Annotated in this window: 27 protein-coding genes; all 27 read right to left on the bottom strand. The window is 54.0% G+C overall.

What is annotated here, in order from left to right; all coding sequences use genetic code 11:
• Positions 1 to 11 precede the first annotated feature (11 nt).
• Entirely contained in the window at positions 12 to 611 is a 600-nt protein-coding gene (locus QZ766_RS08960; RefSeq protein ID WP_297200418.1) for a tail assembly protein, read from the bottom strand.
• 48 nt (positions 612 to 659) lie between these two features.
• Positions 660 to 1076 carry a hypothetical protein gene (locus QZ766_RS08955; RefSeq protein ID WP_297200414.1) on the bottom strand — a complete coding sequence of 139 codons (417 nt, stop codon included), beginning with the start codon at positions 1074 to 1076 and terminating at the stop codon, positions 660 to 662.
• A 33-nt stretch (positions 1077 to 1109) separates the two neighbouring features.
• Positions 1110 to 1820, bottom strand: coding sequence for a C40 family peptidase (locus tag QZ766_RS08950; RefSeq protein ID WP_297200412.1), 711 nt, complete (start codon positions 1818 to 1820; stop codon positions 1110 to 1112).
• Between the two features lies 1 nt (position 1821).
• The gene (locus tag QZ766_RS08945; RefSeq protein WP_297200410.1) at positions 1822 to 2577 is read right to left on the bottom strand and encodes a phage minor tail protein L; all 756 of its coding nucleotides are present in this window, start codon (positions 2575 to 2577) and stop codon (positions 1822 to 1824) included.
• On the bottom strand, positions 2574 to 2921 hold the full coding sequence (locus tag QZ766_RS08940) for a phage tail protein (RefSeq protein WP_297200408.1): 348 nt from the start codon (positions 2919 to 2921) through the stop codon (positions 2574 to 2576). Before QZ766_RS08940 ends, QZ766_RS08945 begins: the two co-directional genes overlap by 4 nt.
• A gap of 1 nt (position 2922) precedes the next feature.
• A complete protein-coding gene (locus QZ766_RS08935; protein ID WP_297200406.1) occupies positions 2923 to 6129 on the bottom strand; it encodes a phage tail tape measure protein in 3207 nt (1068 codons plus the stop codon).
• Positions 6113 to 6385: a phage tail assembly protein T gene (locus tag QZ766_RS08930; protein WP_297200403.1), complete on the bottom strand. Its 273-nt coding sequence runs from the start codon at positions 6383 to 6385 to the stop codon at positions 6113 to 6115. The genes QZ766_RS08935 and QZ766_RS08930 overlap by 17 nt, the downstream gene beginning before the upstream one ends.
• Positions 6386 to 6447: 62 nt before the next feature.
• Positions 6448 to 6867 (bottom strand): phage minor tail protein G, encoded by a 420-nt coding sequence (locus QZ766_RS08925; RefSeq protein WP_297200400.1) that lies wholly within the window; start codon positions 6865 to 6867, stop codon positions 6448 to 6450.
• Positions 6868 to 6878: 11 nt separating this feature from the next.
• A complete protein-coding gene (locus QZ766_RS08920) occupies positions 6879 to 7622 on the bottom strand; it encodes a phage tail protein (protein ID WP_297200398.1) in 744 nt (247 codons plus the stop codon).
• An 8-nt stretch (positions 7623 to 7630) separates the two neighbouring features.
• Entirely contained in the window at positions 7631 to 8032 is a 402-nt protein-coding gene (locus QZ766_RS08915; RefSeq protein ID WP_297200396.1) for a phage minor tail U family protein, read from the bottom strand.
• On the bottom strand, positions 8029 to 8607 hold the full coding sequence (locus QZ766_RS08910; RefSeq protein ID WP_297200394.1) for a phage tail protein: 579 nt from the start codon (positions 8605 to 8607) through the stop codon (positions 8029 to 8031). The genes QZ766_RS08915 and QZ766_RS08910 overlap by 4 nt, the downstream gene beginning before the upstream one ends.
• A 3-nt stretch (positions 8608 to 8610) precedes the next feature.
• Positions 8611 to 8853, bottom strand: coding sequence for a DNA breaking-rejoining protein (locus QZ766_RS08905; RefSeq protein ID WP_233509228.1), 243 nt, complete (start codon positions 8851 to 8853; stop codon positions 8611 to 8613).
• 25 nt (positions 8854 to 8878) lie between these two features.
• A complete protein-coding gene (locus QZ766_RS08900) occupies positions 8879 to 9205 on the bottom strand; it encodes a capsid cement protein (protein ID WP_297200389.1) in 327 nt (108 codons plus the stop codon).
• An 82-nt stretch (positions 9206 to 9287) separates the two neighbouring features.
• Positions 9288 to 11318 (bottom strand): ClpP-like prohead protease/major capsid protein fusion protein, encoded by a 2031-nt coding sequence (locus QZ766_RS08895; RefSeq protein WP_366509398.1) that lies wholly within the window; start codon positions 11316 to 11318, stop codon positions 9288 to 9290.
• Complete coding sequence (locus QZ766_RS08890) at positions 11245 to 12819, bottom strand: phage portal protein (RefSeq protein ID WP_297200386.1); 1575 nt, start codon at positions 12817 to 12819, stop codon at positions 11245 to 11247. The genes QZ766_RS08895 and QZ766_RS08890 overlap by 74 nt, the downstream gene beginning before the upstream one ends.
• A complete protein-coding gene (locus QZ766_RS08885) occupies positions 12744 to 12959 on the bottom strand; it encodes a hypothetical protein (protein WP_297200384.1) in 216 nt (71 codons plus the stop codon). Before QZ766_RS08885 ends, QZ766_RS08890 begins: the two co-directional genes overlap by 76 nt.
• Entirely contained in the window at positions 12956 to 15052 is a 2097-nt protein-coding gene (locus QZ766_RS08880; protein ID WP_297200382.1) for a phage terminase large subunit family protein, read from the bottom strand. Before QZ766_RS08880 ends, QZ766_RS08885 begins: the two co-directional genes overlap by 4 nt.
• Positions 15052 to 15540, bottom strand: coding sequence for a DUF1441 family protein (locus tag QZ766_RS08875; protein ID WP_297200380.1), 489 nt, complete (start codon positions 15538 to 15540; stop codon positions 15052 to 15054). Before QZ766_RS08875 ends, QZ766_RS08880 begins: the two co-directional genes overlap by 1 nt.
• Before the next feature lie 163 nt (positions 15541 to 15703).
• On the bottom strand, positions 15704 to 16141 hold the full coding sequence (locus QZ766_RS08870; protein WP_297200378.1) for a hypothetical protein: 438 nt from the start codon (positions 16139 to 16141) through the stop codon (positions 15704 to 15706).
• A complete protein-coding gene (locus QZ766_RS08865; RefSeq protein ID WP_297200376.1) occupies positions 16134 to 16490 on the bottom strand; it encodes a hypothetical protein in 357 nt (118 codons plus the stop codon). Before QZ766_RS08865 ends, QZ766_RS08870 begins: the two co-directional genes overlap by 8 nt.
• Positions 16491 to 16598: 108 nt before the next feature.
• Positions 16599 to 16868: a hypothetical protein gene (locus tag QZ766_RS08860; protein ID WP_297200373.1), complete on the bottom strand. Its 270-nt coding sequence runs from the start codon at positions 16866 to 16868 to the stop codon at positions 16599 to 16601.
• 7 nt (positions 16869 to 16875) lie between these two features.
• Complete coding sequence (locus QZ766_RS08855; protein ID WP_297200370.1) at positions 16876 to 17490, bottom strand: glycoside hydrolase family 19 protein; 615 nt, start codon at positions 17488 to 17490, stop codon at positions 16876 to 16878.
• On the bottom strand, positions 17490 to 17771 hold the full coding sequence (locus tag QZ766_RS08850; protein ID WP_297200369.1) for a phage holin family protein: 282 nt from the start codon (positions 17769 to 17771) through the stop codon (positions 17490 to 17492). The genes QZ766_RS08855 and QZ766_RS08850 overlap by 1 nt, the downstream gene beginning before the upstream one ends.
• Positions 17758 to 18144: a phage holin family protein gene (locus QZ766_RS08845; protein WP_297200366.1), complete on the bottom strand. Its 387-nt coding sequence runs from the start codon at positions 18142 to 18144 to the stop codon at positions 17758 to 17760. Before QZ766_RS08845 ends, QZ766_RS08850 begins: the two co-directional genes overlap by 14 nt.
• A gap of 307 nt (positions 18145 to 18451) precedes the next feature.
• On the bottom strand, positions 18452 to 19057 hold the full coding sequence (locus QZ766_RS08840) for a hypothetical protein (RefSeq protein ID WP_297200363.1): 606 nt from the start codon (positions 19055 to 19057) through the stop codon (positions 18452 to 18454).
• Between the two features lie 12 nt (positions 19058 to 19069).
• A complete protein-coding gene (locus QZ766_RS08835; RefSeq protein ID WP_297200360.1) occupies positions 19070 to 20107 on the bottom strand; it encodes a DUF968 domain-containing protein in 1038 nt (345 codons plus the stop codon).
• A complete protein-coding gene (locus QZ766_RS08830) occupies positions 20092 to 20484 on the bottom strand; it encodes a RusA family crossover junction endodeoxyribonuclease (RefSeq protein ID WP_297200469.1) in 393 nt (130 codons plus the stop codon). Before QZ766_RS08830 ends, QZ766_RS08835 begins: the two co-directional genes overlap by 16 nt.
• Positions 20485 to 22139: the final 1655 nt, after the last annotated feature.

Here is a 22139-nt window from a genome sequence, read left to right as displayed (position 1 = left end):
AAAGTTATTTATTACTGTTGGTCTTCAACATATATCCCGGCAGAGATAATAGCTCCGCCTATACGCCGCCGACCATATCCAAGCGGTACAGGGTTACCTTGGGCAGTGGTGTTAGTCACACTACCAAAAGCATAGGAAGCTTTATTATCACTATCTTGCTTAGAGGAAAGTCCGCTTGGTTGAGGAGAAAGCATTTGAATGACACCACCAGCCATCATTCCCACACCCGTGGTCATAAGTCCGGCAGCCAATGGCGATGCTGTACCACCCGACACATAAGTCATGATGGCACCGACAGTAATAAGCACTGCTCCAGCGATAGTTTGTAAAAGTCCTGCTTTTTTGCTTCCTATAATGACTGGAACTATTCTTATAACTTTCCCGGAAGAACTGGAATCTAATTCCTCTTTACTTAAATTTCTTTCTCCTTTAAATACTGCAAAAGTCAAACCTCTTTCCTTGCTTTGTATCATGAAGGATTTAAAACCTTCTATAGTTGCCGCAAGAGCCACAGCGGCATCGGAAACCCGGGAGATTAGTCTGTTATGCTCTCGGCCAAATTCCTTTCCAAGTTGCCCACCTAATACAATAGTAGTCATCACCTCTTGCATAAATTCCCCCATAAAAAAAGGCCGCTTAACGGCCTTAATGATAATGAATTAGAGCGAGATAGGTCTTATGTCCAAATTGCCACTCGGATCGGCTGATAAGCGTACGCCTTTGTGCTGACCAGGCTTCAACACTATTTCTCGCTCATTAAGAAAATCGTCTGCAATGCAAACTTTTCCTTCACCTTTAAATCCTAACATCCACTCACCTGCTGGCAGTTTAAAATCAGCCCTTTCGCTAGTATTTAAACTTGCCGCGCGTTTTTTATTAATATAAAAGCCATAATAGCATCCACCACCTAATAAACCGTGGTCTCTAATAACAGTAAGAGTCGCACCATTATCAATCGCTTCTTGATAAGAATAGACCCTATCTTTCGGAGCTAACTTGGCCTTAGTCGGGTCCGTTGCTGATGTAGCACAGCCAGTTAAACTCAGTACAGAGAGTGCTATAATTAATGCTTTCATATTACTATCCCTTTATTGTCATTTTCTTCGAGATTAACACATAGAAATGTAACGGACGATCTTCATTGTTCGTTCTTGCCAGTACCCTCCATAAGGCACGCGCTGACTGAGATGCCCATACAAATGGTGCAACAGCATGTTTCCCTCAAGCAGTATCCCGGCATGATTCCATTTGTTTGCCTGAACCTGCATGATTACCATGTCGCCGGGCCGCGGTGCGCCAGAAAATTCCCTGAAGCCACACTCGTACCAGCGATCATGATATAGGTTCTCGGGATAACTATCCTCCCACCACGGATAATCAAGTCGGAGATCGGGTAGTTCAATACCGTGCGTCTGCCAGAAGTAGCTCATAATGAGCCCGTAGCAGTCGGTATGGCCCAGCACAAACGGGCGCTCCAGAAGCGGTAATTCCCCCCGAGGCTGGATAGTACGCAAATCACCCTCCGGCCAGCTGACGATGTGCCAGGGCAGTAGCGTTGCATCGCACTGTGCTTTATCCAACTCGCTGGGCTGTGTGGTAGCATCAGGGTGGCTGTGGACAATGGCAATAACCGTTCCCCAGTCCTCCGCAGCGGCGTAATCCTCAGGCGACAGGTGGAAATGTTCTGTCGGCTCGACCGCCAGATTTCGGCACGGGAAATATCGCTCCACCCGGCTCTTCTGACAGACAACTCCGCAACACTCCCGCGGATACTCCGCCGCCGCATGAGCCATAATGGCATCAATCGTTTTTTGTCGCATATCAGCTCCTGATCAACGAAGTGCCCGGGAACCCACCAAATGGCAACTCATTATTTTCACCAAACCGCAGCTTGCACGCCCGCAGCGTGCCGTTACATACATCCTGAGATGGGTCATCAACCGGGAGGTTGTTTTTGTCGAAATAGCGGCTACCGGCGTAATCGCAGCCGTCGCCGGAACGGTACTTGTTGCGTATGCACCAGGTGCAGAGCGAGTGAAGCTGGCGCGTCGGGATCATCAGCCCCTGCAGATCCATCGGGCTGGAGAGCGTGAACTCAACCGCTTCGTCCGTTTCAATGTCTTTCGAGTCAATATAAAAGACCTTCAACTTTTCCTGCGTCGGATCTGCCGTTGGGTTTCCGGCCGGGAAGTTCTCAGCGTCCAAATACTGTGCCAGCGTGTCATGGATAGACACCTTAGCCTGCAGCAAATCGTCATATGCCAGACACAGCGCGGTGATAGAGCTGTCGAGGTTAGCGACCGACAACTTTGGCTGTGCACCGCTACCGCTGGTTGAGGCCTCAATTCCCTCTACCTGGCATGGCCACGCGGAATACTCCATCCCCTGCCACCAAATAGACTTTGCCGGGAGTTTAGCCTCATCGCCACCCGCAGCGCTGATTTCCTCCGGCGTATGGGCGATATTATGCGAATGAAAGCGCAGAACATCGTCAACGCCAAACGCTGTGCCATCGACCTCATACAGCCGAATTTCATTTCCCGGCTCCAGTTTTTGATAGTCACTATTTAAGCTCATGGTGCAAATGCCTGTTCAAAGGTTGCGGAAATGTTGATGATTTTTTTATTCAGCGGGGTTTTCTGTAATGTATTGGCAGCTACGCGCCATAATGCCAGTTCGCCAAAGGGGGGCTGAAACGAAAATGACTTTGTTTTGTGCCTTCGCAGGAAAGCATAAATATCTAACGCTATTTGCGGATCGCCAGAAAATGAAAACTCATAGCTTAATGATTCTTCATTTATTCCGTTACCGGAGACCTGAGAATAACCATCGCCAAACTGCACTTTACGGATATTGTCTGTGCTTTTGGTAGGAGACTGGCTGGCGGCCTGAATACGCCAGCTGAATGCTTCAATCGCCATGTTACCTGCCTTTATTTGCGCTCCAGATAATGCCACCAGGACGTAGCTCTTTAGCTATTCCCTCACGTACTGACCGATCGACGACTTTTTGATATGCGCGACCCAGTGCGTCAGGATTTCCCTGCTGCTGTTCTGCACCAGCCTCCTGCGTGGTCACATTGACGGGTGCATACACGCTCACGCTACCAGCAGAGAAGCCCGCAGTCGCACCGTCGCCAACATAGCCTCCAGTGGCATAGCCCCTCATCATCCGGTAGAGGTTGCTGATCCCGATCCGGCTGGTCGCCTCTTTGGTGAAGACGAATTCTCCGCGGTGAACAACACCGGCCGGCTCGTATTTACCGCCGTGGCCGGTATAGCCACCTCCGTCAAATCCCGACACATACCCGCCATTCCAGTGCAGAGGTAATGCTCCAGCCGCAGAGTTATATGCCCCTGATGGCGTACTTCCACCACTTGACGCGCTGCCTGATAGCCATCCCATGGCGGACTGAAAGGTATAGGCCACAATCAACTGATTGATGACCTGGGCAATCATTTTCAGAATTGAGGATGTAAAGCTCTTGAAGCTGGCTTTGCCGGTCGTCGTCAGCTGGGTTAGCTGATCTGCCAGTCCGCTGAATGTGGACTGGGACGCCTGCTTCATCGCGTCATAGACGTTAGTAGCCGAGTCCTGATATTCCGCCCATCCCTTTTTAACGCCACTCAGCCAGTCACCGCGCAGCTGATCCTCAGCATCGTAGTAGCTATTTGCAGCCTCGAGTTGCTGACGGTATCCGGCATCCTCCAGCGAACCTCCGGCATTTTTCCAGCCTGCAGCCAGCTGGGCCTTTGCCAGCTGCCTCTGCCCCATACGGTCGCTGATAGTGGCACCGCCCTGCATTGCCTGCTGCTTTTCCGCCATCTGAGTGACGTACTTTTGAGCAGTATCCATGCGCTTATTTAGCTGTTCCTGGGCTAGAATCTGGTCCCCTAACAAGGCCTTTTGGCGCGCCAGTTGCAGAACTTGCTCTTTACTCGACAGAAGAGACGCTTCCTGCTTCGTAAGTATCCGAGTGCGGGAGGCTTCTTCCAAAACCTGAAACTTTGCCTCAGTGGTCCAGAGATCCTTACGCTGCTGGCTGATGGTATCGTTTAGCCCAGAATGCTGCTGCAATGTTCGCAGCTGAGCCTGCAAAGCCAGTAGCTCTGCTCGCTCAGAATCAAGTGTTTTATCACCTGTGGAAGTATGCGTTCCGCTTTTCTTGCTCCGATTTTTCCCAAGCTCGTCAGCGGCTTTAGACACCGCATCCTGCTGTCCGGGCCCGGCGGCCACACGCGCACCTCGGGCACGCGCAACATACCCCATCTCGCCGGCGCGAATTCGTGCATCTCGCTCCGCGATCGACTTCAGCAACTCCGCATTTTGTTTCTTGTTGGCTTCAATAAACGCCTGGTTTTGGGCAATAGCGTCCTTACCAACATTGCCCATCCCCGGGATTTTTTGTGCAGCCTTTTGAGCACTCAGCACAAATTCGCGAATGGCAATATCGCCGTTATTAAGTAAAAGCTTGACCTGTTCAACGGTCCCGGCAACGACATCCGTGATGAGGTTTAGCGCGCCAATTGTGTGATCGCCCACCCAATGCCAGGCATCTGACGACCATTTTTTGACGTTATCCCACATCTGCTCAAGAGGGGTACTGGCATCATCAATTTGCTGCATGCGCTCACCCATGGTGTCCGCAAACAGCTTCATTCCCTCAGTAACAGCGACTTGCTTCCCCTTCGTGCGCTCCAGCTCGTCAATGTGTCGCAGCTGCGAGACGCTGAGAAAGTTGTACTGCGTGTTCAGTTCTGCCAGCGCCTTGACGGGATCCCGTGCAATCGAGCCAAACGCGGCCTCGATTTTGGAGGCGTCATCCCCCATGACCTGCGACCACTGCTGCGAGGCTCCGGCGGCTATGCGCAACTGCTCTGTGCTGTATTTCCCGGTTTCAGCAATGCGAGCCAGCACCTCTGCCACCGATGACGTGCTGGAGTTTGTGCTCTCCCCTATTTCGTCAGCCATTTTCCACAGTTGGGCAGTGGTAGTTGCTGACGTGCCACCAGTGATTGTTATTGCACGAAACAGTGCCCTGTTTGCCTGCTCAGCTTGCCACGCCGCAACGGAAACAGCGGTCAATGCAGCGGCGAAACCGCCAACGATAACCCGCCCGGGAGTCAGAAAACGTAACAGGCCCTTTGCATGTTCAGCATTCTCAGAAAGCGCGTTAGCATTCTCTGACAGTGATTCCTCGGACTCATCGGCTGAAGATTTAACACCCAGCAGCTCTTCTTTTATGATCTGGAAGAGATTCCCCACACCGCCAAACGAGTCGCTGATTTGCCCGCCCTGCTGCATGAGAACCATCCACAGCGGCATACCTCCGGCAATGGATGTGGCAATATCCGTGAACTGAGCGGGCAACATCCGCATAGCCTGCCGATACTGGCCAGCGCTGAGCGCACCTTTTTTCCAGGCGTTTTCCTGCGCCTTTAGCTGAGCAATCAGAGGGGCCGCCTGTTCTGAGACGCCGAGCTGAGCGGCTTTCAAATTCAGCAACTCAGTACGCGATAGCGTCTGAGCATCAACCTGAGATTTAAGCTGCTCAATAAAACGAGCGCGGGTCTGAGCGGTTTTTTCCTCAGCCCGCTGTAGATCTTTCTGTCTGGCCGTCGTCTGGGATATCAGCGCCAGATAGTCCTGCTGTGAAATGTTCCCCCTATCTCTCGCCAGTCGGAAACGCTCCTGAACGGATGACAGAGACGATGTTTCTCCGGTGAGCCTGGTGACGCCATCGATTTCGCGAAAAAAAGACTCGGCGAGCGCATCCTGCTGGTGCGCCAGCGCGGCTGCCCGCGCTTCATTCTCTCTGAGCTGTTTATTCAGCCCTGCAACTCGCTGATAGGTTTCATCGGCGGACTGCCCGACGGCCTGAAACTGTACGCTCAATCCGGCCGCCGCTGCGGCCTGCCTGCTTTGACTTTCCGTAGCGGCAGCACTGCTCGCCGCAGATTTTGACAATGCTGCAGCCTGAGAATCTGCCACCTGACGCATGCGCGACTGGACCTTGTCCGTCTCGATAGCCAGGCCGCTGAACTGGTTTTTAATTCTGGCGACCTGCTCAGTGAACGTGGCGCTGTCGAGGTCAAGATTGATAACCAGATCGCTAATCTGCTGGGCCATACCGGGTGCCTCCTGTGATTCCCTCTGCAGCCAGCATCATGGCATCGTCATCCTGTTCATTATCCGCTCCGGCCCCGGCTGACGGTGACAACAGGCTGAAATCCGCAGGGGTGATATCCGGATCCCGGTACATGAGGTTAGAAATGGTGTAGAGGAGAGATGAAAAATGCGCATCGAGCTGCGCGTCCTGAAAAAAACGCTCTCGATAAAACAGATGCCAGTCCGCCAGTTCGGAGGACGTCATGCCAGCCAGCATGGCGCGCCAGTCGGGCCGCCCAAACTCGCGCGCCAGCTTCAGGACAAAATCAAGCTCGCTGGCTAGGGCTTTTCCACCGTAACAGGCTCATCATACGCTGCGCTGGCACCGGCGTTATCACCCTCCTGCTGCTCATCAACGATCGGTGTAATCATTCCCGACAGGGTTTTAACGGCAACTTCGGCCTGTCCGATAGCCTCTGCGGGCCATGAACTCATGACCTGACTGAACAGCTCATCCTCCGATGGCCCTGCGGGATCATTGTGCCAGAGGGAATACGAAATCAGCCGGGCGCCGTTACGAATGCTCATGCCGATAAGCTGAGTCGTCATGGCCTGCTCGCTCTGTTCCTCACTGGCAGCCGCCAGCGCCTTTTCTTCTTCGGCCAGATATTCCAGGTAATTGATGCGCTGCAGGGCTGACAGCTCGGAGAGCGTTGTGGTCTGGCCATTAAATTTAAACTGCTCTTTTTTCAGAAACATGTTCGCTATCCTTAGGATGCTATGACGGTAATTTTGCAGGTAGCTACAAAGCTTCCGTCATTGCTCATGCCGATGATGTCAGCGCTGCCAGCAGCCACGCCGGTAATAATCAATGATTTCCCGCTAGGCGATACCGTCGCTTTGCTACCATCAGATGTGGCCGCACGGAACGACTGATCCGATGCGCTGGCGGGCAGGAACGAGAGGTTAATCGTTGTGGTGGCACCGACCGCAACACTCGCCGTCGCTTTATCAAATTTTACGCCTGTTACGGCGATTGCAGCATTGCCGCTTTCTTCAGCCAGGCCCGGCTTGCCGGTATTTGTGATTTTAGCGGTACGGGTAATGACCTCTTTCGCCGGAATGGCTTTGCCCAGGCTGCTGCACCAGCCCCGGAATACATCCACGGCACCGTTGGGATATTTGATTTTGTAGGCACGAACGGATCCATCGCTGAACCATGTAACCAGCGATTTTTGCCCTTCCTCGCCAGGCTTCCATGCCAGCGTCAGCGACGTATCTCCTGCCGATTTTGCGCCCTGAGCCGTAGACGTCCAGTCGGCGTTTTCATCATCCAGATAGGTATCATCGTAGGACTCCGCCGTCATTTCGCCCGGCGTCAGCTCTTTAATTTTTGCCAGTCGCTGCCAGTCCGAATCGGCCAGCGGATTTGCATACGGATTACCCGTGCCGGTGTACAGCCATAGTGTGGTGCCAGCACCCTTTACGGGAGCCAGCGGGTTTGGAGTTGCCATATAATTCCTTATCTCTGATAGGTGAGGTTGTACGTCAGATCGACCGATCCCCACGTGGCCATTTCATCATCACGCTGGTAGTCGTAGCCCATGGGTATCATCGTTTCTATAAGTGGAGCTAATGCGGGGATAGTCACCAGGGCCGGATAGACTTTCTCTTCCATCCAGGTATCCAGCGCGCTGTCCGGGTGAGTGGATTTAAGGAATACCTCGATATGCAGAACTGACTGCCAGGTATCTTCGTCGAGGCTATCTCCGGTGTATTCCGCATCGGATAAATAGACCGCCAGTGCCGGCAGATCCTGCTCTTCAAGAAAAACCGGTCTCCCGTCAAACCAGGTTACGCGATCCGGAATGGACGCCTTCAGCTGGTCCAGAACCGCAAGACGAATAGCAGTGTGTTTACTCATCGCTTCAGGTATATCCTCAGTTGATTTTTTAACGCTGAAGACAGCTCCTTCGGCATATCGCTGTCGATGAGCTGTTTCGACAGGGTCGTAAATGCCTGGGTTAAAGGAGCGTCAAGTGGAACTTTCACGACATCTATCGGGTAACGGGTTTTCCCTAAACGCCGCATGACCTGCCATCGTCCATTTGCAAGCTGCTGGATGAACGCATTCCTGAAGGTATACGGGCCAATACGCAGCACGCTCCCCCGACCGTGGGCATCCCCTTTCTTTCTTGATAGCTGTGCGCGGGCCGCGCCCAGCTTAATCGCAGGGAGATTCCCCCTGTTGACTCGGATCCCCGCAACAAGCCGCTCTGGCTTCGCACGACGAAGGCGTGAGCGCTGCCGAACCAGCTTTATGGGCAGCCCTTTTTTACGGTTGTCACCAACCTCAGCCTCTTTGGCCACGGTTCTGCTTCCCTGAGTTATCGCACGCCCGGCTACCCTGTTTAACGCCTGGGCGGCGGCCTTTGGCACCATAAGTCGGCTAAGGCTGTTCAGGTTCTGAATAACGCGCTCAAGCCCTTTGACAGACATAATTTACTCCAGCCAGATCTTTGGCTTTCCGTTGAACGTCTGGTGCCGGGTGACCTGCCATTCTGAGTTGTCATACTCAACAGCATCGTTTCTGGCAGGCCGATACCCGTCTGCAAAAACCACCAGCACGGTGGCGTTACCGGAAACCGGCCCCATTTCTTCAAGCAGCTCCGCAGGAACAACGTCATACATCGTGCCGTTTATGACAGCCTGCCTGCCCATTTTCCGGACGGTCGCGGCGTCCATGCGGGCCGCCATTTTGTCAAACGGGTTAGGCATTGATTTTGACGTCAACGGAAGCAATACCCGCGCCAGCGCTGCCCCAGGCAACACCGGCCAGAACCGCATCGGTCGCTTCAAGCTGAACCTGCCCCGCTTTTAGGTACACCTTCTGACCAGCTTTGATATCATCCGCCGCCAGCTTGGGCAGCTGGAAAACGCCTTCAGTGAAGCCATCGCCGGTGTCACCAACCTGAATATCGGTAATTGCGATCGCAACCAAATCGCCAATGACAATCACCGAACCGCTGATTAGCGTGTCCTTTCCTGCATTCTCCAGAGGGATGGTTTTACCTTCCTGCACAAAATTTTTAGCCATAACATCTCCTATCAGCCCCGGAGGGCTGATTTCAGGTATAAAAAAAGCCCTTAAGGGCTGATGGGTAACGAGAGGTAAAAAGTTATTTACCGGTTGACTTTGTCAGGCCGCGATAATCGAGCGGTGCCACGCCGGCATCAATGCGAACCTTCGTAGCAATACCATCTGTGTTGAAGCCTTCCTGCTGGTCGATATAGGGAGTATCAACACCGTTCAGATAAGCCACCTCAATGGTATCGCGGCCTTTTGCAGCGGCCAGATACCAGGCTGATGGATCCTTATCATCAAGCCGGGGCTCTGCGATGACTTCGGCGAAATTCTGGATGGGGTTAAAAATCCCGGCATTGATATCGGCACCCTTGACGCTTGCAGATTTGATGGTCTGATTAGCCAGCGTTTCGAGGCCTACCGGCACCAGCATGTATGCCGGGCGAATATTCAGAGAGCGCTCTCCTTCTTTCTGCAGGCGCATCAGTTTGCGGGCATCATCGATGCTGTTGACAGAAATGGCGCCTGAAGAAATGTTTTTGTGATCGGCATGGAATAAGGGTTTGCCGTCAGAAAGCTTTGGATTATCAACCAGCACCGCATACACCAAATCGCCGATTGTCGCCTTTGCAGCGCGCCCCATTTTTGCCGGAACATCAGTCAGCGCATTCAGATCGTCGTTGATAATAGCCTGACGGGTAATGGAGAAAATTTCGCCGTAGGTAGCCAGTGCGATCGTCTCACCTTTGTCCCCGGTGGTAACGTATTTATATTCGGCACCCTCTCGGACCTTACGCAGCGAGTTGAAACCGCCCATCCCAACGCGGTGCGCTGTTTTAAAATCTGACAACTGGCCTTTTTTAGTCCAAAGGTCAAAGGTTTCAGTTGCCTCATCCCAGCCCTGCAGTAACGACTTGTTCGCCACGTCGAGCAGGATATTGCCAAAATCAGAGGTGCTGTGTGTCAGCGCCAGGCCAACCATCTGCATAGGGTTATAGCTTGCAACGCCAATGCCGCGCTCGGTCAGAGCCATTCGCGCGTATTCACGCAGCGTCATCCCGTTATAGACGTTTTCCCGCTCCAGGCTTTCATACCCTGCACGGGCCATCAGCGCCTGGCGGATACCATCACCGACAAAATTGCCGTTGCCTGCATAAACGTGAGCCTGTGGCGCTTTATTTGACGGCGTTGCCGTTTTACCCAGCGCTGCCAGGAGTACGTCTTTTGCCTGATCAACCGTGCAATCAGGGTCTGCGATGCACTGATTTTGCAGATCCTGGTGTTTGCCGCCGAACATGGCAAAAAGGTCGTTGATCCCGGTTACGCGCTCACGCTGCTCGTTAATAACCTGCGCCCGAATAGTGTTTTCGTCTGCAACAACGGGCTGCGGGACCGGAGGTTGCTGAACGGGCTGCTGCGGTTCACGCTGGGCAGTGTTGCGCGGCGGGGTAATCATGTTGCGAATGCTGTTTGGCATCTTTTCAAATTCCTCAATACGTTTCGAATGGATGCAGGCCATAGCCTGCAGGGACGGGATTACCTGATCAGCAAACCCCATGGCAAGACAGTCATTGCCGTCCAGCCAGGTTTCATCGTCGAGCATCGCCGCAATTTCATCAGTAGTTTTTCCAGTTTTAGCGGCGTAAGCAGGGATCAGCACCGATTCGACCTTATCCAGCAAATCAGCATAGTCCCGCATGTCGTTGGCATCCCCGCCGGCAAACCCCCAGGGTTTATGGATCATCATCATGGTGTTTTCCGGCATAATCACTGGATCTCCCACCATTGCGATAACAGAGGCCATTGAGGCAGCCAGACCGTCAATGTGTACGGTTATAGCGGCGCCGTGATGCTTAAGGGCATTAAAAATGGCGATGCCATCGAAGACATCGCCACCGGGCGAGTTAATGTGAAGGTTAATGTGGCTGATATCGCCAAGCGCCTTGAGATCGCTTACGAATTGCTTCGCTGTTACCCCCCAATAACCGATTTCGTCATAGATATAGATATCCGCTTCGTTACCGGCACTGGCGCGCATGCGGAACCATGAGTTATTTTTTACGCTGGCTTTCGGACGCTGGTGCGCCCGCATCTTTGGCTTCGGCACTGGTGCCTCCTTTATCATTGGCAGGGTCCGTGTCAAATATCAGCCCCTGCTCTCGGTTTTCATCAATTTCAGCCTTGCGGCGCGCCTTAACATCGTCCGGATGTCGCCCGCTGGCCCGTACCCAGTCGGACTCGGTCGCTGCACCGCCGCGGATCTGCGCCTTCCAGGCATTGGCCTCTTTTACCGGGTCAATCCAAGGCATTACCGGGCCGGAGTAAACCGCGTTGTATAGCGACTCCATGTCAATTCCGCGTGGCACAACAATTTGCCCGCTTGCCACGGCCATTTTCAGCCATGCACGATAAATCGGCCGGGTAACCAGCCCAATAAACCAGTCCTGAAGGATTAGATAACCGTCAGTTGACTCCACCAGCTCCTGCCGCTGGGCGCTGTAGGTGCCATTATAGTTCCTAGCGGTACTGGAAAAACTCAGCCGGCTACCGGCGGACACAGCGCGCAGCTGGCCGTTGCGAAAGTTTTCCAGATTGGGGTTCGGACGATCGGATTTGACCATGCCGATATCCTCGCCTGGCAGCAGGTCGTCGTAGATAATGCCGGGCTGAATATTCAGCTCCCTGTCGTCATCCCTGCCTGAACTTTCTTCCCAACTTTGACCATCCCCTTTCTTGATATACATCCCGAGAGCGGCAGCGATACGAGCTGCCGTCAGTTCAGAATCTTCATACTCTTTCAGAGCGCTAAGACGCATCAGAACGCCGGATAACAAGGACGTTCCGCGCATCTGGTGCAGCCGGCGGACAAACTTCAGATGCAGCATGCTTTCTGCATCAATACGCTTTGTGTCCAGCTGGCGCCCGGAAACGGGCAGGCTCTTATAAACCAGATAACCCTTAGGTTTACCCCAGTCATCGGTATACACACCCTGATTTAGCTTATTTGCCTCATCACTGGTCTGAGGAACAAAATCGGCTTCCAGCGCTTCCAGCCAGAAAGGGATACCGGCCGTGGGGACCAGTCCATTACCTGTACCGCTTACAATCTGTGCAAAGACCTCACCGTCACGCAGCCAGCTGCGCAGCATCAGACGCTCCAGCATGGGGCGGGTAAACTGGTGGGTTACCTCTGGCCTTATTGACCACTCCCCCCACTTTTGACGAATATCGGCCGCGAGCTTTTTGGCAATTTTGCCGCTCTTTAACTTCGGATGAGGCTCGACGACGATCCCGCCCTTACCAACCACACGCTCCTCAAGCTTGTCAAAGATGCCGATCACCAAATCATGGTTGTTATCAAGCCAGCGCGCCTGCTCACGCAGAGAGGCGGCCCCCATCTGACTGAGCTGATCCGCCGAGCGGTTCTCACGGCGAGCCTTGTGTGTGCGGGTAGGTTTAACAGCCTCGAATGCCTGAATCATGGCGCGAGACCTCAGGCGTGCAGCCTTCCAGCCTGGAGAAAACACGCCGATCGCATCGTCTAACAGACTCATGAAAACCTCGCCAGCTTGTATCCAGTCCGCCCCCGGCGCTGGGTATCGATGGAAGAAAGGCGCCGCTCCCATTCCTGACGGCCCTTACGAATTTCAGACAGGTTTTCCATCGTCATTTCCTGACCGTTAAACCTGATGGATTTCCCATCCAGCACCGCCATTTCCGCGTCCGTGTAACGCTGGATCATGGCTTCTACATTACTTCTGTTCACAACCAGCCTCCTGAGGTAGCCCATGGGTTAGCGTCATCTGCTATGTTCTTTTTTCGTTTGCGCTTTTTGGCCTGGACTGGTGTCGGGGGTGCTTCTTCGCTAACTTCCTCCGGCACTTCCTCCAGCCAGGTTTCCCGCCGCGCCCACTCAGGCGCATCCGGCCATTTAATTTTTTCGTAGCCGCGAAGGATAACCAGCGCATCAGCGTAAACCAGCAGGTCGAAAGCTTCGTTGGCCCCGCGTCCCGGCTTTTTCCACTTGCCATCAATATCACGCTCCTCATAGGTAAGTTCGTCGTAGAACCAGCTCCCCAGCCATTTTGGGAAATGGATGTAGTTCGGCCCCGGAGTTTCACGCCAGAGGGCATTGTTTATCCGGTCCTTGAGATCGTTGGTTTGCAGGAGATAAAGCGGGACGTCGCCCGCGGCCTTTGCGCGACGAGTAGAGCGACCGGTATTGTCGGGCAGTGACTGAGAAATTAATTTTTCCCTGCGGTGGCCATCGCCCTTAAACAGGTAGACGTTGCGGCCTATTCCCTCACGCCGGCACTTTCGCCAGAACCGATATGCGTTATCGGTGACGCCATCCTCACCACCGGAGTCAACAGCCATTGCCATCAGGCGCATGCAGCGCTTAGGGTCAGATGCAGTTCGCCATGTTTTGTTGTATACGTCGGTCAGCAGCAGGTCCCAGTCCTCCGGATAGCTCGCTGGATCGATAGCCAGGCTCTCGCCGTTTCCGTCGCACCGCAGGGATTGCCGAATATTGTAACGGTCCACCAGCCAGCGCTCCCCCATGCTGCCGTAACCGGTAACCTGAACAACGAAGCGTCGATTGCGCCCTCCCTGCACGTCTACGGTGGCCACCATGAAACGCACGCCATCGGGGACGCAGCGTCTGGGTACGTCCTCGGCGCGCTGCTCGAGTAATTCGCTTTTGCGCTGGTCTGTGCTTGCCCGCGGCAGATAGGGCCGCCCAAAGTCGGTGTTTACTACCGTTTTGAGCGTCTCTTCGCTCAGGGTCTTCTCGTACTCTTGCTCTGCAGCAAGATATTTGTATATTAGCTGCGACCAGGTTTGATAAGCCGCTGCGGGCCCTTCCATCCAGAAGGAGGCAATGCGCGAGCGGCGTCCGTCGCCGGTAATGTTTCCGTCCCGGTCAATGGACTGTCCATCACGCAGCCATACGCCCTTCATGTTCAGCTCGCGCTTCATATCCGCCAAAACCTTTCCCTTACAGGCAGGGCATTGCAGATACGCCGCCTCGCTGGCGGCCACCAGATCAGTCGTATCGCGGTAACCGGTCATATTGGCAACTTCAGGCTGAAAATATTCCCCGCAGTGGGGACAGGGCCAGTAAAGCCGCCGCCGGTCGCCGCGGTTATACAGCGAAAGAATGCCGGTTGTGGGCGGCGCCTCATGGGGCGAGCTTTGTCGCCATTTGGTGTCGATAATGTCGCGGCCCGGCGAGCTTTCAACCAGCGTCATGCCGGATGACATAAATGTCGTGGTTCGCTTGGACGCCAGCGAGAAGCCGTCCCCCTCTCCGTCAATATCTTCCGGAAATCGGTCATAGTCGGTGAGTGCAACAAATTTGTAGTCCGATGAGGACATGATATTGACCGATGGCCAGCCCAGCTTAAGGTAGTTTCCGGCGCGAAAAGTGCGGTCATGGACGTTATTGTCATTACGGCGTGGGCTAAGCCTCGTTTTAACTTCCGGGCTGCATCTGAAAGTTCTGTCCAGACGCTTTTTGGAGTGCTCCCGCGCCTTTTCCTCTGATACCTGAATGACCAGCATATCTGCCGGGTCACATACAATGCTGTAAACAATCCAGCCGTCAATCAGACCAATGGTTTTACCCGTTCGCGCCGGCCCTACAAACACAACTGCATCATATTGGCGTGATGCCAGGCAGTTCATTGGCTCGATGACATACGGAGCGAGATCGGGATCCCAGCGGACCGAGTTACCGGCGCCCAGTGGCACACGCATATACTCGGCTACCGCATCGGCAACCAGCATGCGCCGTGGAGCGCGTAATATTCCGGAGACATCCTGTCGGATCCCCTTGGCGGATGCCCGCTTTGCCATCAGTCTTCCTCCGGTTCATCCTCCTCTGCTTCGGCGTCCATGACCTTCTCTGCCATCTGGTCGCGCAAATCATCAATGATGCTCTGCACGCGGGCAACCGCAGCCGGCGACAGAGCGCAATCCCGTTCCAGCACATCAGGCAGCGTTTCCAGCACCATGACAACAGCCTTGGCCATTACAGAAAACTCTCTGGCCACCTCATCAGCCGGGATAAGCTGGCCGGTGTCCTGCTCAAACTTGATCCGCTCATTCTCGGCCTTCCAGTGCGCCAGCCTGTCGGAAGGCGGCATGTCGTCAATGTTGGCAGAAACCGTTGGGATCATCAGTTCGGTGAGGATATCGGTGATGAGGTAGAGCTTAAGCTTGCTGTTGCTGCCCGCTGCGGGTTCGATATTTTTCAGCCTGGCAGCCACCGTCTGCCGGTGGACGTCAGTAATAGCCGCGAGCTGGTTAATGTTAAGCTTGAGAGAGGCAATTTCCTGGTCCATGATGGTGAACGCTTTTTAACCGATTCGACATCTTTGAAAAATGGCCCTCATATAAAACAAAGACCTACCAGCATGATGATGATGACCATGGATCCGAAAAACCAGCCGATTCCCGCGAGCGCGCCGCCCCGTGGCAGGCCACCCCGCCGGGAGGACCCGTCCCTCACACGGCCTGGACGTCAGCACTGCCGACGCTGCCACCATCGGCATCGAGCACACCTTCCGGGATCCGGTTCTCAAGCGGCTCGTTCTCAAACACTCGCAGGCCATTGAATCCCAGCCATGTGGTACCCTGACTGACGTTGCCCGCGATAAACTCCAGCACATCACTCATCAGCTGGCCTACGACGGCCTGGGTGTTCTGACGCCAATAGCTTTCTATAGACACCAGCAGCGGGTCTGATCCATCTTTTATGCTCTGCTCACCGACTGCATAGGACTTCTTTTTCGAGGTGTCAGTGATACAGAGCAGCTGCGATGTCTGAACAGCATCAGCATTTGATGCGTTGATCTGCACCGTGATGATGGCTGTTTTACTACCATCGTTGTTGGTGCTGGATGCATAGAACATCGACAGGGTTAAATCATTGCGTTTAAACATTGCGGTTGCTCCTGTAGCGGTTACGTTTGCGTTTGTGCGGCACCGGCTGGTGCTCGCTTTGCGGCGCCGGGATCAGCTCTCCCTCCTTAACTACTGCCTCCGTAGTGTGCTCAGTGGCTTTAGGATCAGCTGCAGATGTTGGCTCGTGCTGTTCTCCGCCCTCTTCAACCTCCACTTTAAAATAGGGGTTGTGATTCTTTTCGTGGCGAAAATGCAGCGCTGAGAGCGGCAAATCCATATATGACCTGCCGTTGTGTTCGACGGCTATCAGCGCGCCATTAATATATTCAATTTTTAAACTGTCCATCACTTCCCACCTGATGTAGGTAATTGGCAATTCATCTGCCATGCTCGGTTATGCGCCAGAATGTCGCGCTTTGTTTGCTGGTCCAACGCACTAATATCATGGTCGGTGAGGTAGAGAGGCTTGACCCAATCGCATGCGGTATCTGTCACCTCAACCCTTGCGGATCCACTGCTCGCGCAGCTCACGATCAACATCGCCGTCAGGCATATGATTAACAGTTTGCTGTACTTCACTTGCCCCCCTCATTACCTCTGTCCTACGCTCTGCCACTGCCACTCTGGCGGCGGCGCTTTCTTCAGTGCGCTGCCGGGCGGCCTTTTCATCTGCTTTGCCGCTGCCGCGAACATGACCAAGACCAAAAGCGCCTACAATCATTGCCAAGAGAGCGACAACAGCACCGGCTATAGTCTCAATACTCATAATCACCTCACGCTAAAGCAGCTCGGGCAGCGGCATAACGACTTCTCCTGTCCTCCAGCCCGTTTAGTCCGCCGTTGATAATTTTGGTCACTCGGGCAATATCACCGGAATACAGCATGCAACCGCGGGTAGTGTAGAACCATGCAGCCGACCTGGCGGCATAACGTTCCTGCTCCAGCAACTCAGGGGCGTCGAGCAATTCGATACCCATCGCCCCACCACATTTTGCGTAATTTTCACGACCGGTAATTTGCAGCAGACCGCGCCCGCGATATCGCCACCCATCACCCGGGGATTTATTGCCATTGCGACCGCCATAAACAATGTTGGCAATTTGGGGCTGGTGGGCAACCTGCTTACCCGGCACCCGGCCCAACATTTCGCACTGATAGTCGGTCAGTCGATGGCCGAATGTCTTTTTCAGGCCATCTACGCTGTAGTTGAAGCTCTCCACCAGCGACTTAAATCCGTCCGACTCATGCCCTACCTGAGCAATAAACATCGCCACATCGTCTACCGCAGTAATAGCAAACTTGCTTATTGCCGCATCAATGTGCGGGAACCAGCGCGTAGCTAACTCGGCGCTGATACCAGCCGCCCGCTGAAATTGTTGTTGATTCATTAGTGCCTCAGAACGTCAACGATCCGCGCCACGTTGCCCCTGACAACCATCAGCACAGACAGAAAAATGATATTGGCCCCGATAGTGGCCCACGATGAATGGGGATAAATGCCGCACAGGTATGCCAGCGGCACAGCGCTGTATATGACCGTAATTAGCCATGCCAGCCGTGACACCCACGGCCTGTGCCGGGCATCACCCCGGCGATAGAACATCAGTGAAACAACAACACCAGCGCAGAGCAGCGCGTTTATTGTCGCAGTAGGGTCATTTAGGACCATCAGAACCTCCTCGACGCGTGACTATTGCCACCAGCGATGAAATGTCCTGGTTGTTGAGGAATGTCAGCACCTTTACTGCAAGTGCGGAAACGAACACTGCGCCCAACGCGTCGAGTGGCTTATCGTTATAGCCAGTCCAGTCAGCCAGCTTCGCTCCCACGAGCCCGGCGCAGAGCACGCCAGCGATAAACGAAACGACAAAGTAGCCCAGGCGTCGTAACGCGCTCAAATCTGCCGCGGTGGCTATATAGAAAATGGCCCCGGCGAACGCCCCGAATACCACACCATAATCTGTGCCAGTCAGCAGCCCGTAGACACTAGCGCCAGTTAGCGCGCCACCAGCAACACCCGTGCTGGATAAAGGATCGGACATCAGTCCCCCTCAGTTGCTGTGGATCCTCTCAGAATGAGGGGAAATAAAAAGGCCCGCCTAAGCGAGCCTCAATGATTAATTTTTGGTTTATCTAACGACGATATGACAGGGGTACTGATGCAATGCACCTCGCGAATACCCCTGTCGTATCGCCGGAAAGCAAAAACCCCGCGCTAGCGGGGTTCTCGTTATATTCAAATTGTCGCTTTTGGTCGCTGCCGAGTGGCGCAGCTCTGCTAAGCATGCCTTAATTATCAGAATTTTTAGCGCAAATTCAATATAGCTGAAACAAAAAAGCACTTTTTGTTCACTCCGCTTTTTTCAGTTCTTGCCTTGCAACCAGAAAAACCTTTGCCTGGAATATCTCAAGACACCATTTAACACGCCTTCGCGCCTCATCTGAAGACAGCCACGGCGCCATCTGCTGCAGTTCCCGGCTAATGTCGGAGATTTTCTTGCGCGTCGTGTAAAACCCTACTCCCACGACATAAACCGGGTCCGTCGTTTCGAATGACTCCAGCACGCACTGCTCGACGAAATCAGCATCATCATCATTGAGCGCGCTGTCGATAATATTAATGGTGGGCTTCGGCCATAAAATTGAGTGCGCCCGGCTCAGCGCCTGCTGCCCTCGATATCCTTCCTCCCGAGCCTGAGAAAGTGCAGCTGTAAAACGTTCCAGAGCAGTATCTGACCAGGAGGCTCCTTTAATGCCTCGCCAGCAAGCATGGCCTTTTGGAATTCGCGGTGCTGTCCCGCCCCTGACATTATCGCCCCAGATTGTCAGCAGCGATCTAATCCATCCTGACTGAATACCTGTCAGTAAGACGGATTTCCCCAAATAACGCTTATGCGTGGCCTTCGCCACTTCATTAAGTGCTGCAATATGTTTTCGGCGTTGCTGCGGTGTCATTTTTTCTCCTTATTACGCGAGAACGCCGAGCGCAAAGGCTCGGTCCAGTACGTTCTTTAACATTTCGAGTTGCGAGCCATATTTATGCTCAAATTTAACCGGGTCATTGTGTAGCTCGTTGTGGTGACGGCGGCAGAGTGGGATCGCAAACGCATCGTGCGCCTTCGTCCCCATGCCACCTTGCCCGTGACCTATCAGGTGATGAGGGTCATCGGCTGGCTGACGGCAGCACTCGCATGGCTGCGATTTAACCCACGCCAGATAGCTTTGGTTTTCCCAGCGGATCCGCTTTGGCTTTTTGAAAAATGAGGCTGGAGGCTCAGGATCAACAAGAAGTGGTGTTATGGGCGCATCCAGGACAGGTTCCTGCAGAGCGGGAGCGGGGGAATAGCTGTCGATGTGTCGCTCCAGAATGCTGGTGGCCAGCTCTGTTGGAATAATGTCACTTTCACGCCAGACTGAAGGAATGGGCTCATTCGCTAAGCGCAGCGCCTGCCGTGCCAGAGACTCGGTAATAGCCTCTGACGCTCCGTGAGTTAATGCCCACCAGCACAGCTCCGCAACAGATAGCACACGCTCCCGGTTATATCCCAGATCGCGCAGAACTATTTCAATAATCCACTCGATTAAGTTTTCCCTGGCAATTCTGGTGAGAAGCTCAGTCGACTGGTCGCGCAGCTTGTTGTCGCAGTGCCAGCAAACACGTATCGCGCCAGGCGGGTGCCGCATCGTGACCAGCTCGTCGTGATGGTACTCAGAGTGTGGGTACTGACATTCGTGACGCCGATTTTCCAGCCAGTATTCAAGACCGGAAATGCCGCCAGCGATACGAATGACTCGCTCGTCAGTAAAGAAACCAGCAATTTCAGAATCCTCTGCCAGCGGTTGGCGGGCGTCCGGAACCCGCCCCGGCGTCAGAGAGGTCATGTTCTGGGGAACCGACTCAACAAGAATGCGTCCACGAGAAAACAGCGGCATCAGTTCTCGCCCCGGCTTTAGCAGCACAATCCCCAAAGTGCGGACGGTCTCTGCCGTCAGGATTGCACGCATATGACCTCCGGATCGAATTCTGATACCGCGACGGTAACCTGCCCTTTTGGAATAACCGGTCCCCATTCGAGTAGCAGACGTTTAATCTGGCTGTCGTCCTGCCATATGCCGGCGCGGGTAAGAGCGTCAAATAGCGCCTTATTGAAATTATCCAGATCACGACGTCGGCGGTCAGGAGGGTACAGGGTGACGATTACTGAAACCGGCCCCATCAGAGTTAGTGGTCGCTGATGCAACTGCTTAAATACAGCGGCGCAAGCTTCGGTCTGATAAGCTCGTCCTTTGGCGCTCACCATATGTCGGCCTTTCAACCGGCCACTGCTTGGCGCGCGCCAGTAAGCGTTTACGCTTGGCGGAAATGGTAGTGATAGCGTCAGCATTTCCATCATCACCCCCAAAACCTCTGCTCAAAACGGCGGTTTGGGCGCGGTGCCTTTTCTGACTCAGGCAGATATGCGCTCAGCGTCCAGTGAATGAAGTCGTTACTAAGCGATCGCTCTGTCTTAACGTTATTGTTGCGGTACCGTCTCTCGAGATCATCAATCTGCTCGGATGTAAGGTCGGTATGCTGAAACCAGGTTCGCTTCATGCATCACCCCGCTGGGATTTCGGCATGAATAAACCGCTGGCGCCGGACGGCGTCAGGAGTAGGATGTTTTGAATGTGGTTTTGCGCCATGGTGTCTCTCCATTGGCGCAGCAGGTATAGGGTGTTCAGGCCTATGACAATGCGGGAGCGATGGAGAGCTCGGGAGAGTTCGGCGAAATGGGGAAAAAGAGAGAGGGGGTGGCGGCGGAGCTTAAATGGGGAGAGAGAGGGCCGGACGTGACCGGGAGAGGCGGGAATCGCCGGCCAACATGGGGGAAGTGGGAAAGGAGAGAGAGGCGGGATTCGAAAATCGAATCCCGGCCGTCTTGGGAGCGCAGGCGAGCGGGAGAGAGGGGGAAGTGGGCGCGGGAGAAGCGGGTGCGAGGGCGACGTGGACGGTGTGGCCCGGGAGGCGCGAACGCGAGGCACGGTGGCGGTTGCGGGCGCGGCGGCGAGCGGCTGGAGGTTGGGGGAGGACCCGACAAGTGGGCCCCACCTGTCGGTGACCCCGGGAGAGAGGAGGGGGCGCGGGCCAAGCTGGGGCGTGGCCTCCGGCCGGCCCAGCAAGGCACGGGGAGAAAGGAGGGGAAATGGGCTGGCGGTCCACTAAGGGAAAAGGAAAAAGAAAAAAGAAAAAGAAAGAAAGGAATTTCTAGGGATTTAAATATTGTCTGTGCTCAATTTTAATTGATTAAAATTATTTCTAGGGCTCTGAAAATTCCACTAAAAATCCTGTTAGTGAATTTCGACATGTAGAACTCAAGAAAAATTCCACATGTCAGATTCGAGTATTATTTGTATTACTGTCTTAGGGTTTTCTCTTGATTTGCACCGGCATTTTCTTAGGGTGATTTATAAATTCAATTTTAGGCTTAGGGGGAGAACTACAGGGTGTGACAATGGCCGGACTCAGCTTGGCAGACCAGAGGAGGGTCGGTGCCCGAAGCATTCGATGGAGTTTTACCTTGGAAAAAGTACGAATTACCCCCCGGACTATTGGATGAGTACGAATTAACCCCGTAAACCCGAAAACTAGTAATTTTCCACCCTCAACTACCGATACCAGATAAAAAAACCCCAAGCAACTTTGCAAGCGGTTTTGGTCTATGTGGCAGGCCAGTCAACAAGTTTTTTTATTAAAAAAGATAGGGCCCACCTATCAGATATCTCTTCTATCTATCACTTTCCCTCTCACCCCCTCTCTCTCTCGTTAGATGCCGGAGGCTGCGGCTCGCGCGTCGGCGGCAGCGGGTGCCTCCTCCGCAGCTGTCCTCGCGGCTCGCTCCGCCGCCCCCCTCCACTTCCCTGAGCGTCACTGGTTGTGGGTGGCCCCTCTGTTGCCTTGACAAGCCACGCGCTGCCGGCTACGGGCGCTCCCTCCGCCGCTCGGAGTTCTGTACTCTGTTGCCCCCTCCTCCCGCCGCTCCGAGCTCCACCGCCCCCT

The sequence above is a fragment of the uncultured Pluralibacter sp. genome (genome assembly GCF_913775985.1).
GTDB lineage: Bacteria > Pseudomonadota > Gammaproteobacteria > Enterobacterales > Enterobacteriaceae > Pluralibacter.
Note: the sequence above shows the minus strand (reverse complement) of the source record. Positions and strands in the feature narration are given on the sequence as shown.

Bases quoted from the DNA above. Each gene is read 5' to 3' on its own strand.
- QZ766_RS08960 (WP_297200418.1), bottom strand. From the start codon at position 611: ATGCAAGAGGTGATGACTACTATTGTATTAGGTGGGCAACTTGGAAAG.
- QZ766_RS08955 (WP_297200414.1), bottom strand. From the start codon at position 1,076: ATGAAAGCATTAATTATAGCACTCTCTGTACTGAGTTTAACTGGCTGT.
- QZ766_RS08950 (WP_297200412.1), bottom strand. From the start codon at position 1,820: ATGCGACAAAAAACGATTGATGCCATTATGGCTCATGCGGCGGCGGAG.
- QZ766_RS08945 (WP_297200410.1), bottom strand. From the start codon at position 2,577: ATGAGCTTAAATAGTGACTATCAAAAACTGGAGCCGGGAAATGAAATT.
- QZ766_RS08940 (WP_297200408.1), bottom strand. From the start codon at position 2,921: ATGGCGATTGAAGCATTCAGCTGGCGTATTCAGGCCGCCAGCCAGTCT.
- QZ766_RS08935 (WP_297200406.1), bottom strand. From the start codon at position 6,129: ATGGCCCAGCAGATTAGCGATCTGGTTATCAATCTTGACCTCGACAGC.
- QZ766_RS08930 (WP_297200403.1), bottom strand. From the start codon at position 6,385: ATGCTGGCTGGCATGACGTCCTCCGAACTGGCGGACTGGCATCTGTTT.
- QZ766_RS08925 (WP_297200400.1), bottom strand. From the start codon at position 6,867: ATGTTTCTGAAAAAAGAGCAGTTTAAATTTAATGGCCAGACCACAACG.
- QZ766_RS08920 (WP_297200398.1), bottom strand. From the start codon at position 7,622: ATGGCAACTCCAAACCCGCTGGCTCCCGTAAAGGGTGCTGGCACCACA.
- QZ766_RS08915 (WP_297200396.1), bottom strand. From the start codon at position 8,032: ATGAGTAAACACACTGCTATTCGTCTTGCGGTTCTGGACCAGCTGAAG.
- QZ766_RS08910 (WP_297200394.1), bottom strand. From the start codon at position 8,607: ATGTCTGTCAAAGGGCTTGAGCGCGTTATTCAGAACCTGAACAGCCTT.
- QZ766_RS08905 (WP_233509228.1), bottom strand. From the start codon at position 8,853: ATGGACGCCGCGACCGTCCGGAAAATGGGCAGGCAGGCTGTCATAAAC.
- QZ766_RS08900 (WP_297200389.1), bottom strand. From the start codon at position 9,205: ATGGCTAAAAATTTTGTGCAGGAAGGTAAAACCATCCCTCTGGAGAAT.
- QZ766_RS08895 (WP_366509398.1), bottom strand. From the start codon at position 11,318: ATGATAAAGGAGGCACCAGTGCCGAAGCCAAAGATGCGGGCGCACCAG.
- QZ766_RS08890 (WP_297200386.1), bottom strand. From the start codon at position 12,819: ATGGGAGCGGCGCCTTTCTTCCATCGATACCCAGCGCCGGGGGCGGAC.
- QZ766_RS08880 (WP_297200382.1), bottom strand. From the start codon at position 15,052: ATGGCAAAGCGGGCATCCGCCAAGGGGATCCGACAGGATGTCTCCGGA.
- QZ766_RS08875 (WP_297200380.1), bottom strand. From the start codon at position 15,540: ATGGACCAGGAAATTGCCTCTCTCAAGCTTAACATTAACCAGCTCGCG.
- QZ766_RS08870 (WP_297200378.1), bottom strand. From the start codon at position 16,141: ATGTTTAAACGCAATGATTTAACCCTGTCGATGTTCTATGCATCCAGC.
- QZ766_RS08865 (WP_297200376.1), bottom strand. From the start codon at position 16,490: ATGGCAGATGAATTGCCAATTACCTACATCAGGTGGGAAGTGATGGAC.
- QZ766_RS08860 (WP_297200373.1), bottom strand. From the start codon at position 16,868: ATGAGTATTGAGACTATAGCCGGTGCTGTTGTCGCTCTCTTGGCAATG.
- QZ766_RS08855 (WP_297200370.1), bottom strand. From the start codon at position 17,490: ATGAATCAACAACAATTTCAGCGGGCGGCTGGTATCAGCGCCGAGTTA.
- QZ766_RS08850 (WP_297200369.1), bottom strand. From the start codon at position 17,771: ATGGTCCTAAATGACCCTACTGCGACAATAAACGCGCTGCTCTGCGCT.
- QZ766_RS08845 (WP_297200366.1), bottom strand. From the start codon at position 18,144: ATGTCCGATCCTTTATCCAGCACGGGTGTTGCTGGTGGCGCGCTAACT.
- QZ766_RS08840 (WP_297200363.1), bottom strand. From the start codon at position 19,057: ATGACACCGCAGCAACGCCGAAAACATATTGCAGCACTTAATGAAGTG.
- QZ766_RS08835 (WP_297200360.1), bottom strand. From the start codon at position 20,107: ATGCGTGCAATCCTGACGGCAGAGACCGTCCGCACTTTGGGGATTGTG.